Genomic DNA, 13,406 nt, shown 5'->3' on the forward strand with positions numbered 1-13,406 from the left:
CCCGGCCTAGGCCGGGTTTTTTGTTTTTGGTAGGTAGAGATCGCGGCCATGGGCCGCTCCTACAGAAAGTAATGCTTTGTAGGAGCGGCCCATGGCCGCGATTGGTCTGCATCACGCCTTCTCGCGAATCCACTCGATGAAGCTGCGCACCTTGGGCACCTCCGCCATCTGTTCCGGATAGGCCAGCCAATAGGCATGGGGACTGGCCAGGCGATGCGGCCAGGCGAGCACCAGGTGGCCGGAGGCCAGTTCTTCGGCGACCAGGAATTCCGGTAGCAGGGCTACGCCGCACCCTTCCCGGGCGGCGCGGGCGCAGAGTGTGAAGGTGTCGAAGCGCGGGCCGTGGTGGCTGTGCACCTCCTCGCGCCCCAGGCTGGTGTACCAGTCGTGCCAGGATTCCGGGCGGGTGGTGTTCTGCAGCAGGACGAAGTCCACCAGCGCTTCCGGACCGGCGATGCCCTCGGCAGGGAGCAGATCCGGCGCACAGACCGCGACCATGTGCTCGTGCAGCAGCAGTTCGCACTCGGCGCCGGGCCAACTGCCGTGGCCATAGAACAGCGCCACGTCATGGCGCGGGTCGCGGAAGTCCACCGGCTCCAGGGCGCTGGAGACGTCCAGGTGGATACTGGGATGGCGCAGGCGCCAGCCCTTCAACCGCGGCACCAGCCAGCGTTCGCCGAAGGTCGGGGGCGTGGCCACGCGCAGCACTTCGGTCTCACCGCCATAGGATCTCAGGTAGCGCGCCGACATCTCCAGCTGGTTGAGTATCTTGTCCACTTCGGCCAGGTACAGCGCGCCAGCGGGGGTCAGCTGCAAACGGCGCCGGACGCGGCGGAACAGGCTGTGCTGTAGGAGTTCCTCGAGCTGGGCGACCTGCTTGCTGACGGCGCTCTGGGTCAGGGCCAGCTCGTCCGCCGCGCGGGTGAAGCTCAGGTGGCGGGCGACGGCTTCGAAGCACTGCATGGCGGTGATGGAGGGCAGGTGACGACGCTGCATGGCCGGACTCGTGACATGAAAAAAGGGAATGATATGCCGAGCAAAGGTCGGTTGTCCGGGACCGTCGCGCTGACCATACTCAAGGTCGATTCCTTTGATCCTCGCGGAGACCTCAGCATGAGCAAGGCCCTGTTGGAACGCCTCGGCGTTCCTGCCCAGCACTACACCCAAGGCGACCATCTGGTGCATTCCCCCATCGACGGCAGCCAGTTGGGCAGCGTCGCCCTGGAAAGCGCCGCCGAGGTGGAGCAGAAGATCTCCCGTGCCGAGCGTGCCTTCCAGGCCTGGCGTGCGGTACCGGCGCCGCGGCGCGGCGAGCTGGTGCGGCTGCTGGGCGAGGAACTGCGGGCGCACAAGGCCGATCTCGGCGAGTTGGTGTCCTGGGAAGCCGGCAAGATCACCCAGGAAGGCCTGGGCGAAGTTCAGGAGATGATCGATATCTGCGACTTCGCCGTGGGCCTGTCGCGCCAGCTTTATGGTCTGACTATTGCGTCCGAGCGCCCTGGCCACCATATGCGTGAGACCTGGCAACCGCTGGGCGTGGTCGGCATCATCAGCGCCTTCAACTTCCCGGTAGCGGTCTGGTCCTGGAACGCCGCCCTGGCGCTGGTCTGCGGCAATCCGGTGATCTGGAAGCCATCGGAGAAGACTCCGCTGACCGCGTTGGCCTGCCAGGCGCTGTTCGAGAAGGCCCTGGCCCGCTTCGGCGAGGCCCCGGCGGACCTGAGCCAGGTAGTCATTGGTGATCGCGCTGCAGGCGAAGCCCTGGTCGATGATCCGCGGGTAGCACTGGTGAGTGCCACGGGTAGCACCCGCATGGGTCGCGAGGTTGGACCTCGGGTTGCGGCGCGCTTCGGACGCAGCATCCTCGAGCTGGGTGGCAACAATGCCATGATCCTCGCGCCGAGCGCCGATCTGGACATGGCCGTGCGCGCCATCCTGTTTAGCGCCGTCGGTACCGCTGGCCAGCGTTGCACCACCCTGCGCCGGCTGATCGCCCATCGTTCGGTGAAGGACGAGATCGTCGAGCGACTGAAGACCGCCTATGCCAAAGTCCGCATCGGCCATCCGTTGCAGGGCAACCTGATCGGCCCGTTGATCGATGCCGCCAGCTTCCAGGCCATGCAGGGGGCGCTGGAGCAGGCCCGGGGCGAGGGTGGGGTGGTCTTCGGCGGCGAACGTCAGCTGGCTGACCAGTATCCCAACGCCTACTACGTGGCGCCGGCCATCGTCGAGATGCCGGAGCAAAGCGAGGCGGTGCGCCACGAGACCTTCGCGCCCATTCTCTATGTGCTGACCTATGACGACTTCGACGAAGCGGTGGCGCTGAACAACGCCGTGCCCCAGGGGCTGTCGTCCTGCATCTTCACCACCGACGTGCGCGAGGCCGAAGCCTTCATCTCGGCGACCGGCAGTGACTGCGGCATCGCCAACGTCAACATCGGCCCGAGCGGCGCCGAGATCGGTGGCGCCTTCGGTGGCGAGAAGGAAACCGGCGGTGGTCGCGAGTCCGGTTCGGATGCCTGGAAGGCCTACATGCGCCGCCAGACCAACACCGTCAACTATTCGCGCGAGCTGCCGCTGGCCCAGGGCATCGTGTTCGACTGAGTCGCCCAGCCAGGAGCGCACGGGAATGCAGTTGCGTGAGGAATGCCTGTGGGAGCGGCTGTATCCGGCAATGCCGGGAGCGCCGTTGCGGGGTGATATCGACGTCGAGGTGTGCGTCATCGGTGCTGGCTTCACCGGTCTGTCCACCGGCCTGCACCTGGCGCAGGCCGGGCGCCGGGTGGCGGTGCTGGAGGCCCATGGCGTCGGTCATGGCGGCTCCGGGCGCAATGTCGGCCTGGTCAATGCCGGCATGTGGATTCCGCCGGACGAAGCGGTGGCTACGCTCGGCCAGGAGGTGGGCGAGCGCCTGCTGGCGGTGATGGGCGATGCGCCGAGCCAGGTGTTCGCCCTTGTCGAGCGCTATGACATCGACTGCCAGCCGCGCCGGGCCGGCACTCTGCACATGGCGCACAGTGCCAAGGGCCTGGCCGATCTGGGGCGCCGTGCCGAGCAATGGCAACGACGCGGCGCCCGGGTCGAGTTGCTGGAAGGCGAGGCCTGCTATACGGCGTGCGGTACCCGCGACATCAGCGGCGCTCTGCTCGATCATCGGGCGGGTACCCTGGTACCCATGGGCTATGCCCAGGGACTTGCCAAGGCACTGCGTCAGGAAGGCGGGAAGCTGTTCGAGCAGACCACGGTGCGGCAGTTGCAGCGAGTCGGCGAGCGCTGGCAGGTGGAGACCGAGCAGGGTCGGGTCAGCGCCGACCAGGTGGTGATCGCCTCCAACGCCTACACGGAAGGCGAGTGGACCACCCTGCGCAAGCAGTTCTTCGCGGGCTACTACTATCAGGTGGCCTCGCAGCCGTTGGGACCGGAGGCGGATTTCATCCTGCCCCAGGGACGCGGCTCCTGGGATACCCGCACGGTACTGAGCAGCATCCGTCGCGATGCCGAGGGGCGCCTGCTGCTGGGCAGCCTCGGCAACATGTCCGGGCGCCCGGCCAGCTTCATCCGGGCCTGGGCGGATCGCATCCAGCGTCACTATTTCCCCTCGCTCGGGCGGGTGGACTGGGAATGCACCTGGACCGGTCGGATCGCCTTCACCCCGGATCATCTGATGCGTCTGTTCGAACCGGCGCCGGGATTGCTCGCGGTGACCGGTTACAACGGTCGTGGGGTGACTACCGGCACGGTCGTGGGGCAGGCTTTCGCCCGTTATCTGTGCAGCGGCGATCGCAACGACCTGCCCATGCCGCTGGCCAGCCTGGATAGCAATCCGGTCGGGCAGTGGCGCAGCCTGATGTACGAAGCGGGCTTTACCCTCTATCACGCCGGGCAGTGCCTGCGGGTGGTGCTCTAGCCGGGGCGGCCATCCCGCGCGGTGCCTGCCGACAGAGCTTTCTGGAGCGGCCGATTTGCGCATTCCGCCTTGCGCAAATCGGCCGTTTTGCTTGGCGCATCTTTCCCGCGGACAGGGAAGCACCCAAAGGTCCGGCGCAGGGCTCGGTCGCGCCCCGTGTTCGATGGTTACTTTGGTGGCACGGCGAGCACAGGGTGTTACGTTTTGGTGCGAAACAGGTGCAACCGGGTTGCGATCAGGTAACAAACGCCACGGCTTTTCCACGGGGTTTGTCACCGGTAGGGCGCTTTACTCTGACTTATCAGCGGCCTACGACCAAAGTCTCAAGGGCTTCCAAGGTGCACTGACTGCGGCCTTTGCCATAGGCGGCGGGGCCTTTGGCTCTCTGCGGCGATGGCAAATCGCCTTTGCACGGTGCACACAGATGGGTGCTGGCACAGGCTTTGCTCTTGCCGAGAAGCCAACCACCCTCTGGAGCAAACCTCCCATGTCGAAGATTTACAGAAAAGGCATTCTGGCTCTCGCTATCGGTTCTGCGTTCACTCTCTCGTCCCTGGCGCACGCCGATATCGTGATCGGGGTCGCCGGTCCCTTCACCGGGGCCAGCGCCGCCTACGGCGAGCAGTTCTGGAAGGGTGCTTCCCAGGCCGCGGAAGACATCAACGCCGCCGGCGGCATCAACGGCGAGAAGATCAAGCTGGTGCAGGGCGATGACGCCTGTGAGCCCAAGCAGGCCGTGGCCGTGGCCAACCGCCTGGTGGACTCCGAGAAGGTCAAGGCCGTGATCGGCCACTTCTGCTCCTCCAACACCATGCCCGCCTCGGAGATCTACGACGAAGCCGGCATCATCTCCATCACCCCGGCCTCCACCAACCCCAAGATCACCGAGCGTGGCCTGGCGGGCGTGTTCCGCATGTGCGGTCGTGACGACCAGCAGGGCATCGTCGCCGGCGACTACATCGTCGACGTGCTCAAGGCCAAGAAGGTTGCCATCATCCACGACAAGGACACCTACGGTCAGGGCCTGGCCGACGCCACCAAGGCGCAGCTCAACAAGCGCGGCGTGAAAGAGGTGCTCTACGAGGGCCTGACCCGCGGCGAGAAGGACTTTAACTCCCTGGTCACCAAGATCCGTGCCTCCGGCGCCGACGTGGTCTACTTCGGCGGCCTGCACCCCGAAGCCGGTCCGCTGGTCCGCCAGATGCGCGAGCAGGGCGTGACCGCCAAGTTCGTCTCCGGCGACGGCATCGTCTCCGCCGACCTGGTCACCACCGCCGGTGGCGCCCAGTACACCAAGGGCGTGCTGATGACCTTCGGCGCCGACCCGCTGCAGAACCCGGCCGGCAAGACCGTGGTGGAAACCCTGCGTAAAGCTGGCTACGAGCCTGAGGGCTACACCCTCTACTCCTACGCCTCGCTGCAGGCCGTCGCCGCCGCCTTCAACGGCATCAAGGGCACCGACGGCGCCAAGGCCGCCGAATGGCTGAAGTCCCACAGCGTCAACACCGTGCTGGGTGAGAAGAGCTGGGACAGCAAGGGTGACCTCAAGGTCTCCGACTACGTGATGTACGAATGGGACGACAAGGGCAAGTACCACCAACTGCCCTGATCCTCGCGTGAATCCGCCAGCCGCCGTCTCGTCTCCGCCCCAGGACGAGGCGGCGGGTGGCGGCCCTCGTCATCCATCCAGCGCGAGACTGCAAACGTGGACGGTATTTTCCTGCAACAACTGGTCAACGGCCTGACCCTGGGCTCGGTCTACGGACTCATCGCCATTGGTTACACCATGGTCTATGGCATCATCGGCATGATCAACTTCGCCCACGGCGACGTGTACATGGTGTCGGCCTATCTCGCCGCCATCGGCATCGCCGTGCTGAGTGTCTTCGGCCTGCATTCCTTCCCCGTGCTGATCTTCGGCACCCTGATCTTCACCGTGGTGGTCACCTCCGTGTACGGCTGGGCCATCGAACGGATCGCCTACAAGCCGCTGCGCAACTCCACGCGCCTGGCCCCGCTGATCTCGGCCATCGGCATGTCGCTGATCCTGCAGAACTATGTACAGCTCGCCCAGGGCGCGCGCCAGCAGGGGGTGCCGACGCTGCTCGACGGTGCGCTGCGCCTGCACATCGGTGATGGCTTCGTGATCATCACCTACACCAAGATCTTCATCATTCTGGCCTCCATCATCGGTATGGGCCTGCTCACCTACGTGATTCAGAAGACCACCCTCGGCCGCATGTGCCGGGCCACCCAGCAGGATCGCAAGATGGCGCAGATCCTGGGCATCAACACCGACCGGGTGATTTCCTACGTCTTCATCATCGGCGCGGCCATGGCGGCGCTGGCCGGGGTGCTCATCACCCTCAACTACGGCACCTTCGACTTCTATGCCGGCTTCATCATCGGCATCAAGGCCTTCACCGCGGCGGTACTCGGCGGCATCGGCTCGCTGCCCGGCGCCATGCTCGGCGGCATCATCCTTGGCATCTCCGAAGCCCAGTTCGCCAGCCTGGTGAACTCGGACTACAAGGACGTCTTCAGCTTCTCGCTGCTGGTGGCGATCCTGATCTTCCGGCCCCAGGGGCTGCTCGGCAAACCCCAGGTCACGAAGGTGTAATCCATGAGTCAGACGTCTTCCTCCTTCGACCTCAAGGTCGTGCTGCGTGACACCCTCATGGTGGGCCTGGTCTCGCTGATCCTCTTCGGCCCCATCGTCGGCATCGTGCTCGACGGCTACGGCTACAACCTCGAACCCGGGCGCGTCGGCATCATGGTGGCGGTGGTCATGGCTGGCCGCTTCCTGCTCAGCCTGTTCGGCCAGACCGCCAAGGGGCGCGACTGGATCGAGTCCTTCAAGCGCAACGACGGCGGCGTCCACGTGCTGCCGCCGGGGCACAAGTCCAACCTGAGATTCATCCTGCCCATCGTCATCCTGGTGGCCATCGCCTTTCCCTTCCTGGCCACCAAGTACTGGCTGACGGTAATCATCCTCTGCCTGATCTACGTGCTGCTGGGCCTGGGCCTGAACATCGTGGTGGGCCTGGCCGGACTGCTCGACCTCGGCTACGTCGGCTTCTATGCCATCGGCGCCTACGGCCTGGCGCTGGGTTACCAGTACCTGGGACTGGGCTTCTGGACCATGCTGCCACTGGCTGCGGTCATGGCGGCGGTGGCGGGGGCGATACTGGGCTTCCCGGTCTTGCGCATGCACGGAGACTACCTGGCCATCGTCACCCTCGGTTTCGGCGAGATCATCCGCCTGGTACTCAACAACTGGCTGGAAGTGACCAAGGGGCCCAATGGGATCGCCGCGCCTTCGCCGACCTTCTTCGGTATCGAATTCGGGCGCCGGGCGAAGGAGGGCGGGGTGCCCATCCATGAGTTGCTGGGCATCAGCTACAACCCCAACGCCACCATGATCTTCATCTACACCGTGCTGTTCCTGGTGGTGCTGCTGGTGCTCTACATCAAGCACCGCCTGACCCGCATGCCGGTCGGCCGCGCCTGGGAAGCCCTGCGTGAAGACGAGATCGCCTGTCGCGCCATGGGGCTGAACCACGTGCTGGTGAAACTCTCCGCCTTCATGATCGGCGCCTCCACCGCCGGCCTGGCCGGGGTGTTCTTCGCCACCTACCAGGGCTTCATCAACCCGGCTTCGTTCAACTTCTTCGAATCGGTGCTGGTGCTGGCCATCGTGGTATTGGGCGGCCTGGGCTCCACCGTCGGGGTGGTGGTCTCGGCCTTCGTCATGACCCTGCTGTTCGAGCTGCTGCGCGAATTCGGCGACATCCGCATGCTGGTATTCGGCGTGCTGATGGTGGTGATGATGATGTGGCGGCCGCGTGGGCTGATCCGTATCGCCCGCAGTGGCTTCGCGATTCGCAAGGGAGTGGCGCCGTGAGCGACAACATTCTGACCGTCAGCGGTCTGGGCATGAGATTCGGTGGCATCAAGGCGCTGTCGGACGTGTCCTTCGATATCAAGCGGCACTCCATCACCGCGCTGATCGGCCCCAACGGCGCCGGCAAGACCACGGTGTTCAACTGCCTGACCGGCTTCTACAAGGCCACCGATGGCGAGATCCGCCTGGATACCGCCGATGGCCGCTCGACCCGCGTCGGCAAGATCATGGGCGAGCGCTTCCAGGCCACCGACTTCGTCAATCCGGTGCAGTTCGGCAGCCGGCTCTGGTACAAGATGTTCGGCGGCACCCACCTGGTGAATCGCGCCGGTCTCGCCCGCACCTTCCAGAACATCCGCCTGTTCAAGGAGATGTCGGTGGTGGAGAACCTGCTGGTGGCGCAGCACATGCAGTGCAATCGCAACCTGATCACCGGCATCCTCAACACCCCCGGCTATCGCCGCGCCGAGGAAAAGGCGCTGGACACGGCCTTCTACTGGCTCGAAGTGGTGGATCTGGTGGACCACGCCAACCGTCTGGCCGGCGAGCTTTCCTACGGCCAGCAGCGCCGCCTGGAAATCGCCCGCGCCATGTGCACCCGTCCGGAGATCGTCTGCCTGGACGAACCCGCCGCCGGCCTCAACCCAGCCGAGACCGAGGCGCTGGCCGGGATGATCCGCCTGCTGCGTGACCAGCACCGCATCACTGTGGTGTTGATCGAGCACGACATGGGCATGGTGATGAACATCTCCGACCACATCGTGGTGCTGGACCACGGCCAGGTCATCGCCCGCGGCCTGCCGGGCGACATCCGCAACGATCCCAAGGTCATCGCCGCCTACCTCGGCGCCGAAGAAGAGGAGGTGGCATGACCACGCCGATCCTGGAATTCCGCAACGTCGACGTCTTCTATGGGCCGATCCAGGCGCTGAAGAGCGTCTCCCTGACCATCAACGAAGGAGAGACGGTGAGCCTGATCGGCTCCAATGGCGCCGGCAAGTCCACCCTGTTGATGTCCATCTTCAGCCAGCCCCAGGCGCGCAACGGGCAGATCCTCTACCGCGGCGAGGACATCACTCGCAAGAACGCCCACTACGTGGCCTCCAACGGCATCGCCCAGTCGCCGGAGGGGCGCCACGTGTTCCCCGACATGACGGTCGAGGAAAACCTGCTGATGGGTACCATCCCTATCGGTACCCGCTGGGTGGACGAAGACATGCAGCGCATGTTCGATCTCTTCCCGCGCCTCAAGGAGCGCCGCAACCAGCGCGCCATGACCATGTCCGGTGGTGAGCAGCAGATGCTGGCGATCGCCCGAGCGCTGATGAGTCGGCCCAAACTGCTGTTGCTGGACGAGCCCAGCCTGGGTCTGGCGCCCATCGTGGTGAAGCAGATCTTCCAGATCCTGCGCGAGCTGGCCCAGAGCGGCATGACCATCTTCCTGGTGGAGCAAAACGCCAACCATGCGCTGCGCCTGTCGGACCGTGCCTATGTGATGGTCACCGGCGAGATCCGCATGACCGGCAGCGGCCAGGAGCTCTTGGCCAATCCCCAGGTACGCGAAGCCTACCTGGGCGGCCACTAGTGATGGACGCGGTCCGCGGTCGCTGTCTGGTCGCGGGCCATGCTCAGGGGCGCCTGGCCTGGGCGTCCTTGGGTTTGAGTTTCTGGGGTGGCGTCGATCCGGCCAGTGGCCGGGTGATCGACCGCCACCATCCCCTGCACGGCCTGGAACTGGCTGGGCGCATCCTGGCCATTCCCAGCGGACGCGGCTCCTGCACCGGCAGTGCCGTGCTCTTGGAACTGCTGCTGGCGGGACGCGGACCGGCCGCGCTGATACTGGCCGAGCCGGACGAGATCCTCAGCTTGGGTGCCATCGTCGCGGAAGAGCTCTTCGGCTGCTCCCTGCCGGTGGTCAGTCTTGGTGCCGAGGCTTTCGCGGCCCTGGCCGAGCAGGAGGAAATCGCGGTACATGACGGCTGGGTCGGTGCGCCTGGAGACCTCTTTTCCAGTACCCCTGACGAGGCCTCTGCCGAGTTGCGGCTAAGCGCGACCGACCAGGCCAAGCTGGCCGGTGCCCAGGGCCAGGCGGTCCAGGCGGCCATGAAGATCCTGGTGCGCATGGCGCGTCTGCAGGGCGCCCGCGAATTGCTCAATATCACCCAGGCCCATATCGACGGCTGCATCTACACCGGCCCGGCTAGCCTGGCCTTTGCCCAGCGCCTGGTGGAGTGGGGTGGTCGGGTACAGGTGCCTACCAGTCTCAACGCGGTATCGGTGGATCAACGCCGCTGGCGTGAGCAGGGCGTGGCGCCGGCGCTCGGCGAGCCGGCCAGTGCCCTGGCCGATGCCTATGTGGCCCTCGGCTGTCACCCCACCTTTACCTGCGCCCCCTATCTGCTGGACAGCGCCCCGATCCTGGGCGAGCAGGTGGTGTGGGCCGAATCCAATGCCGTGGTCTTCGCCAACAGCGTGCTGGGCGCGCGCACCCAGAAATACGCCGACTTCCTCGACATCTGCACTGCCCTGACCGGTCGCGCGCCCCTGGCCGGCTGCCATCTGGACAGCGGTCGCCGCGCGAACAAGGTCTTCCGGGTCAGGGTGCCCGAAGGGCATGACGATGCCTTCTATCCGTTGCTCGGTTACTGGATCGGCCTGCGCTCGCCCACGCGGATCCCTGCGGTGCTGGGGTTGGAAAACAGCCAGCCCAGTCGCGACGATCTCAAGGCCTTTGGCGCCGCCTTCGCCACCACCTCGGCGGCACCGCTGTTCCATCTGGTCGGGGTGACGCCCGAGGCGCCTACGCTTGCCTCGGTTGCCGCGCCCGAGCTGGATATCGAGGAGATAGACCTGGCCGACCTGCGCCAGGCCTGGGCCGAGCTGGATAGCGCCGCCGACCGTGAGGTACAGCTGGTCGCCCTGGGCAATCCGCATTTCTCCGCCGAGGAATGCCGGCGCCTGGCCGAGCTCTGCCGGGGGCGGCGCAGGCATCCCGAGGTGGCGCTGGTGATCACCTTGGGGCGGGACGTGCGCGCAGCGGCCGAACGGTCTGGCAGCCTGGCCGAGCTGGAAGCCTTCGGCGCCCAACTGGTCGGCGACACCTGCTGGTGCATGCTTGGTGAACCCCTGGTGCCGCCCCAGGCCCGTACCCTGCTGACCAACTCCGGCAAGTTCGCCCACTACGGACCTGGCCTTACCGGTCGCGAGCTGCGCTTCGCTGGACTGGCCGCCTGTGTCGAAGCGGCCTGTACCGGACTGGCGCCGGCCGGACCGCCCGACTGGCTCACGCCAACGGATTTATCCACTTAGTTTTCGGTCCGAGTTCTGTACAGGAATTCCGTGGATCGTCCTGTGGATAAGCTCGGCATAGCCGGCCGTGAAGCCCAGGACACCTGGCCTGGCGAGAACTGCTCAAAAAATCGCCAGTGAATGAAAAGCCTTTCAATACCAAGGCGTTATAACTGATCCGCTGGATTCCCGGCGATCTGGGTATTCGCCTGACGAATGCCCCTGAGCTATCGTGGGCCTCGGCCAAACCCCCTCGCAGAAGGAATCTTTCATGTCTTCGATCTTCATCACCGGCGCCACCTCGGGCTTCGGCGCCGCCACCGCTCGCCGCTTCGCCAAGGACGGTTGGTCGATCGTCATTACCGGCCGTCGCGAGGATCGCCTGCACGCCCTGGCCGAGGAACTGTCCGGCCAGGCCAAGGTGCTGCCGCTGGTGCTGGACGTCCAGGATCGCGCCGCCGTGGAAGCCGCGGTCGCCGGCCTGCCGGCCGAATTCGCCCAGCTGCGCGCGCTGGTCAACAACGCCGGCCTGGCGCTGGGCAACACGCCGGCGCAGAGCTGTGACCTGGACGACTGGGACACCATGGTCGATACCAATATCAAGGGCATGCTCTATTGCACCCGACTGCTCCTGCCACGACTGATCGCCCACGGCGCCGGTGCCGGCATCGTCAACCTGGGCTCGGTGGCGGGCGACTATCCCTATCCGGGCAGCCACGTCTATGGCGCCACCAAGGCCTTCCTCAAGCAGTTCAGCCTGAGCCTGAGATCCGACCTGCTGGGTACCGGGGTGCGGGTGACCAACATCGAGCCGGGCCTTTCGGAAAGCGAGTTCTCGGTGGTGCGCTTCGGCGGCGACAAGGCCAAGGCCGATGCCGTCTATGCCGGCACCGAACCCCTGACCCCGGACGACATCGCCGATTCCATCCACTGGGCGCTGAATCAGCCCAAGCACGTCAACATCAACCGCATCCAGCTGATGGCGACCTGCCAGGCATTCAGCAACTTCAACATTCATCGCAACAGCTGAGGGCGCTCGTCAGAGCACCTTGACCGCCCGGCCGATGAACTGGATCGGCCCGGTGGGTCGGCCGGTGGGCGAGCCGCCCTGGTCTTCCAGGGTGAGTTCGAACAGCTGATTGGCTTCCAGCGGCGGCAGTTGGTCCAGCGGCACCTGCAGGGTGCGCCCCGGCTGGACCAGACCCAGGGATACCGGACCCTGCCAGTCATCGGCCTTGGTCCAGAACTGCAGCGTCTTGCCGCTCGGCACGGCGTCGCGCCCGAGGGGAATCAGCTGCAGGTCATGGGCACTGGCGGTCTGGATCACCCAGCCGGGCGTCCGGTCGCTCGGCGCGGCCAAGACAACCAGGTAGCTTGGCGTGGGTACCGGACGCATCAGCAACAGCACCGCGAGCACCAGGCTGGCGGCCAGTCCTGCCGCACTCAGGCCCTGCCAGAGCGCCAGTCGTTGCCATAGCGACTCACGCCGGGTTGTGACCTTGGCGTCGGCTTCACCCAGACTGCGCTCGATGCGGGGCCACAGATTCGCTCCGGGTTCGACAGGCTGCACCCGCTCGGCCAGCGGCTGCAGGCGAGCCTCCCAGCGCGCCACCGCGGCGGCCAGCCGGGCGTCCGTCGCCAGTGCGCCTTCGACCTGACGGCGCTCCTCGGCGTCCAGGGTGCCGAGCACGTACTCGCCAGCCAGACGCTCACGGTCTTCGTCCGGGGGCAGGGTAGCGTCGCTGTTCATGTCATGCACTCCCTCAGCGCCTTGAGGCCGCGAGTGATCCAGCTCTTCACCGTGCCCAGCGGCGCCTGCAGGCGCTGGGCGATCTCGCCATGGGAGCAACCGTCCAGATAGGCGGCCAGGATGGCCTCTCGACGCGGCGCCTCCAGATTCTGCAGACAGCCTTCCAAACGACTACCCGCGGCCTGCCGTGCCGGATCAGCGTGCTCGGCCAGCAGCGGTTCCCATTCCTCCGCCAGGGGCACCAGGCGCTGGCGATCACGCAGGGCGTTGAGCGCCAGGTTGCGCGCTACGCTACACATCCAGCCGCGCGCCGAGCCGCGCTCCGGGGCGAAACCGGCGGCGCCGCGCCAGATGCGCAGAAAGGCATCGTGGAGGATGTCCTCGGCCAGCCCGCGATCCCGTACCAGGCGGAGGACGATGCCCAGCAACAGCGGCGCCTCATTCTGATAGAGCCGCTGTAGAGCGGCACGCTCACCCCGGGCGCAGGCGGCGAGCAGTGCAGCGGGATCGTAAAGGGGATCGGTCACGAAATCGCGCCAGGCTGGGGACGCCAGGGT

Annotated in this window: 12 protein-coding genes; 9 read left to right on the plus strand and 3 right to left on the minus strand. The window is 65.9% G+C overall.

Going from position 1 to position 13,406, the window contains the following annotated elements; genetic code table 11:
* Positions 1-111 precede the first annotated feature (111 nt).
* Entirely contained in the window at positions 112-996 is an 885-nt protein-coding gene (locus QZ471_RS08790; RefSeq protein WP_295462767.1) for a LysR substrate-binding domain-containing protein, read from the minus strand.
* A gap of 117 nt (positions 997-1,113) precedes the next feature.
* On the opposite strand from QZ471_RS08790, the gene QZ471_RS08795 reads away from it, so the two are divergent.
* The 9 genes from QZ471_RS08795 to QZ471_RS08835 all read left to right on the plus strand — a co-directional run bounded on the left by QZ471_RS08795 (position 1,114) and on the right by QZ471_RS08835 (position 12,129).
* A complete protein-coding gene (locus tag QZ471_RS08795; RefSeq protein WP_295462769.1) occupies positions 1,114-2,604 on the plus strand; it encodes an aldehyde dehydrogenase family protein in 1,491 nt (496 codons plus the stop codon).
* A 25-nt stretch (positions 2,605-2,629) separates the two neighbouring features.
* Positions 2,630-3,907 (plus strand): FAD-binding oxidoreductase, encoded by a 1,278-nt coding sequence (locus QZ471_RS08800; RefSeq protein WP_295462770.1) that lies wholly within the window; start codon positions 2,630-2,632, stop codon positions 3,905-3,907.
* A gap of 487 nt (positions 3,908-4,394) precedes the next feature.
* Positions 4,395-5,516 carry a branched-chain amino acid ABC transporter substrate-binding protein gene (locus QZ471_RS08805; RefSeq protein ID WP_295462772.1) on the plus strand — a complete coding sequence of 374 codons (1,122 nt, stop codon included), beginning with the start codon at positions 4,395-4,397 and terminating at the stop codon, positions 5,514-5,516.
* 96 nt (positions 5,517-5,612) lie between these two features.
* Positions 5,613-6,527, plus strand: a complete 915-nt coding sequence (locus QZ471_RS08810; protein ID WP_295462774.1) for a branched-chain amino acid ABC transporter permease LivH — start codon at positions 5,613-5,615, stop codon at positions 6,525-6,527.
* A 3-nt stretch (positions 6,528-6,530) separates the two neighbouring features.
* Positions 6,531-7,811 carry a high-affinity branched-chain amino acid ABC transporter permease LivM gene (livM, locus tag QZ471_RS08815; RefSeq protein ID WP_027599108.1) on the plus strand — a complete coding sequence of 427 codons (1,281 nt, stop codon included), beginning with the start codon at positions 6,531-6,533 and terminating at the stop codon, positions 7,809-7,811.
* Positions 7,808-8,683 (plus strand): ATP-binding cassette domain-containing protein, encoded by an 876-nt coding sequence (locus QZ471_RS08820; RefSeq protein ID WP_295462777.1) that lies wholly within the window; start codon positions 7,808-7,810, stop codon positions 8,681-8,683. The genes livM and QZ471_RS08820 overlap by 4 nt, the downstream gene beginning before the upstream one ends.
* A complete protein-coding gene (locus QZ471_RS08825) occupies positions 8,680-9,396 on the plus strand; it encodes an ABC transporter ATP-binding protein (protein WP_295462779.1) in 717 nt (238 codons plus the stop codon). Before QZ471_RS08820 ends, QZ471_RS08825 begins: the two co-directional genes overlap by 4 nt.
* Before the next feature lie 2 nt (positions 9,397-9,398).
* On the plus strand, positions 9,399-11,120 hold the full coding sequence (locus tag QZ471_RS08830) for an aconitase family protein (RefSeq protein WP_295462781.1): 1,722 nt from the start codon (positions 9,399-9,401) through the stop codon (positions 11,118-11,120).
* A gap of 250 nt (positions 11,121-11,370) precedes the next feature.
* Entirely contained in the window at positions 11,371-12,129 is a 759-nt protein-coding gene (locus QZ471_RS08835; RefSeq protein ID WP_295462783.1) for an SDR family oxidoreductase, read from the plus strand.
* Positions 12,130-12,138: 9 nt separating this feature from the next.
* Here the strand turns inward: QZ471_RS08835 and QZ471_RS08840 are convergent, their stop codons facing one another.
* Together QZ471_RS08840 and QZ471_RS08845 are read right to left on the minus strand one after the other, a co-directional pair.
* Positions 12,139-12,849 (minus strand): anti-sigma factor, encoded by a 711-nt coding sequence (locus QZ471_RS08840; RefSeq protein WP_295462785.1) that lies wholly within the window; start codon positions 12,847-12,849, stop codon positions 12,139-12,141.
* Positions 12,846-13,376 (minus strand): sigma-70 family RNA polymerase sigma factor, encoded by a 531-nt coding sequence (locus QZ471_RS08845; RefSeq protein WP_288476464.1) that lies wholly within the window; start codon positions 13,374-13,376, stop codon positions 12,846-12,848. The genes QZ471_RS08840 and QZ471_RS08845 overlap by 4 nt, the downstream gene beginning before the upstream one ends.
* Between the last annotated feature and the right edge of the window lie 30 nt (positions 13,377-13,406).

This window comes from uncultured Pseudomonas sp. (assembly GCF_913774235.1).
Classification (GTDB): Bacteria; Pseudomonadota; Gammaproteobacteria; order Pseudomonadales; family Pseudomonadaceae; genus Chryseomonas.

Bases quoted from the DNA above. Each gene is read 5' to 3' on its own strand.
- QZ471_RS08790 (WP_295462767.1), bottom strand. From the start codon at position 996: ATGCAGCGTCGTCACCTGCCCTCCATCACCGCCATGCAGTGCTTCGAA.
- QZ471_RS08795 (WP_295462769.1), top strand. From the start codon at position 1,114: ATGAGCAAGGCCCTGTTGGAACGCCTCGGCGTTCCTGCCCAGCACTAC.
- QZ471_RS08800 (WP_295462770.1), top strand. From the start codon at position 2,630: ATGCAGTTGCGTGAGGAATGCCTGTGGGAGCGGCTGTATCCGGCAATG.
- QZ471_RS08805 (WP_295462772.1), top strand. From the start codon at position 4,395: ATGTCGAAGATTTACAGAAAAGGCATTCTGGCTCTCGCTATCGGTTCT.
- livM (WP_027599108.1), top strand. From the start codon at position 6,531: ATGAGTCAGACGTCTTCCTCCTTCGACCTCAAGGTCGTGCTGCGTGAC.
- QZ471_RS08825 (WP_295462779.1), top strand. From the start codon at position 8,680: ATGACCACGCCGATCCTGGAATTCCGCAACGTCGACGTCTTCTATGGG.
- QZ471_RS08830 (WP_295462781.1), top strand. From the start codon at position 9,399: ATGGACGCGGTCCGCGGTCGCTGTCTGGTCGCGGGCCATGCTCAGGGG.
- QZ471_RS08835 (WP_295462783.1), top strand. From the start codon at position 11,371: ATGTCTTCGATCTTCATCACCGGCGCCACCTCGGGCTTCGGCGCCGCC.
- QZ471_RS08840 (WP_295462785.1), bottom strand. From the start codon at position 12,849: ATGAACAGCGACGCTACCCTGCCCCCGGACGAAGACCGTGAGCGTCTG.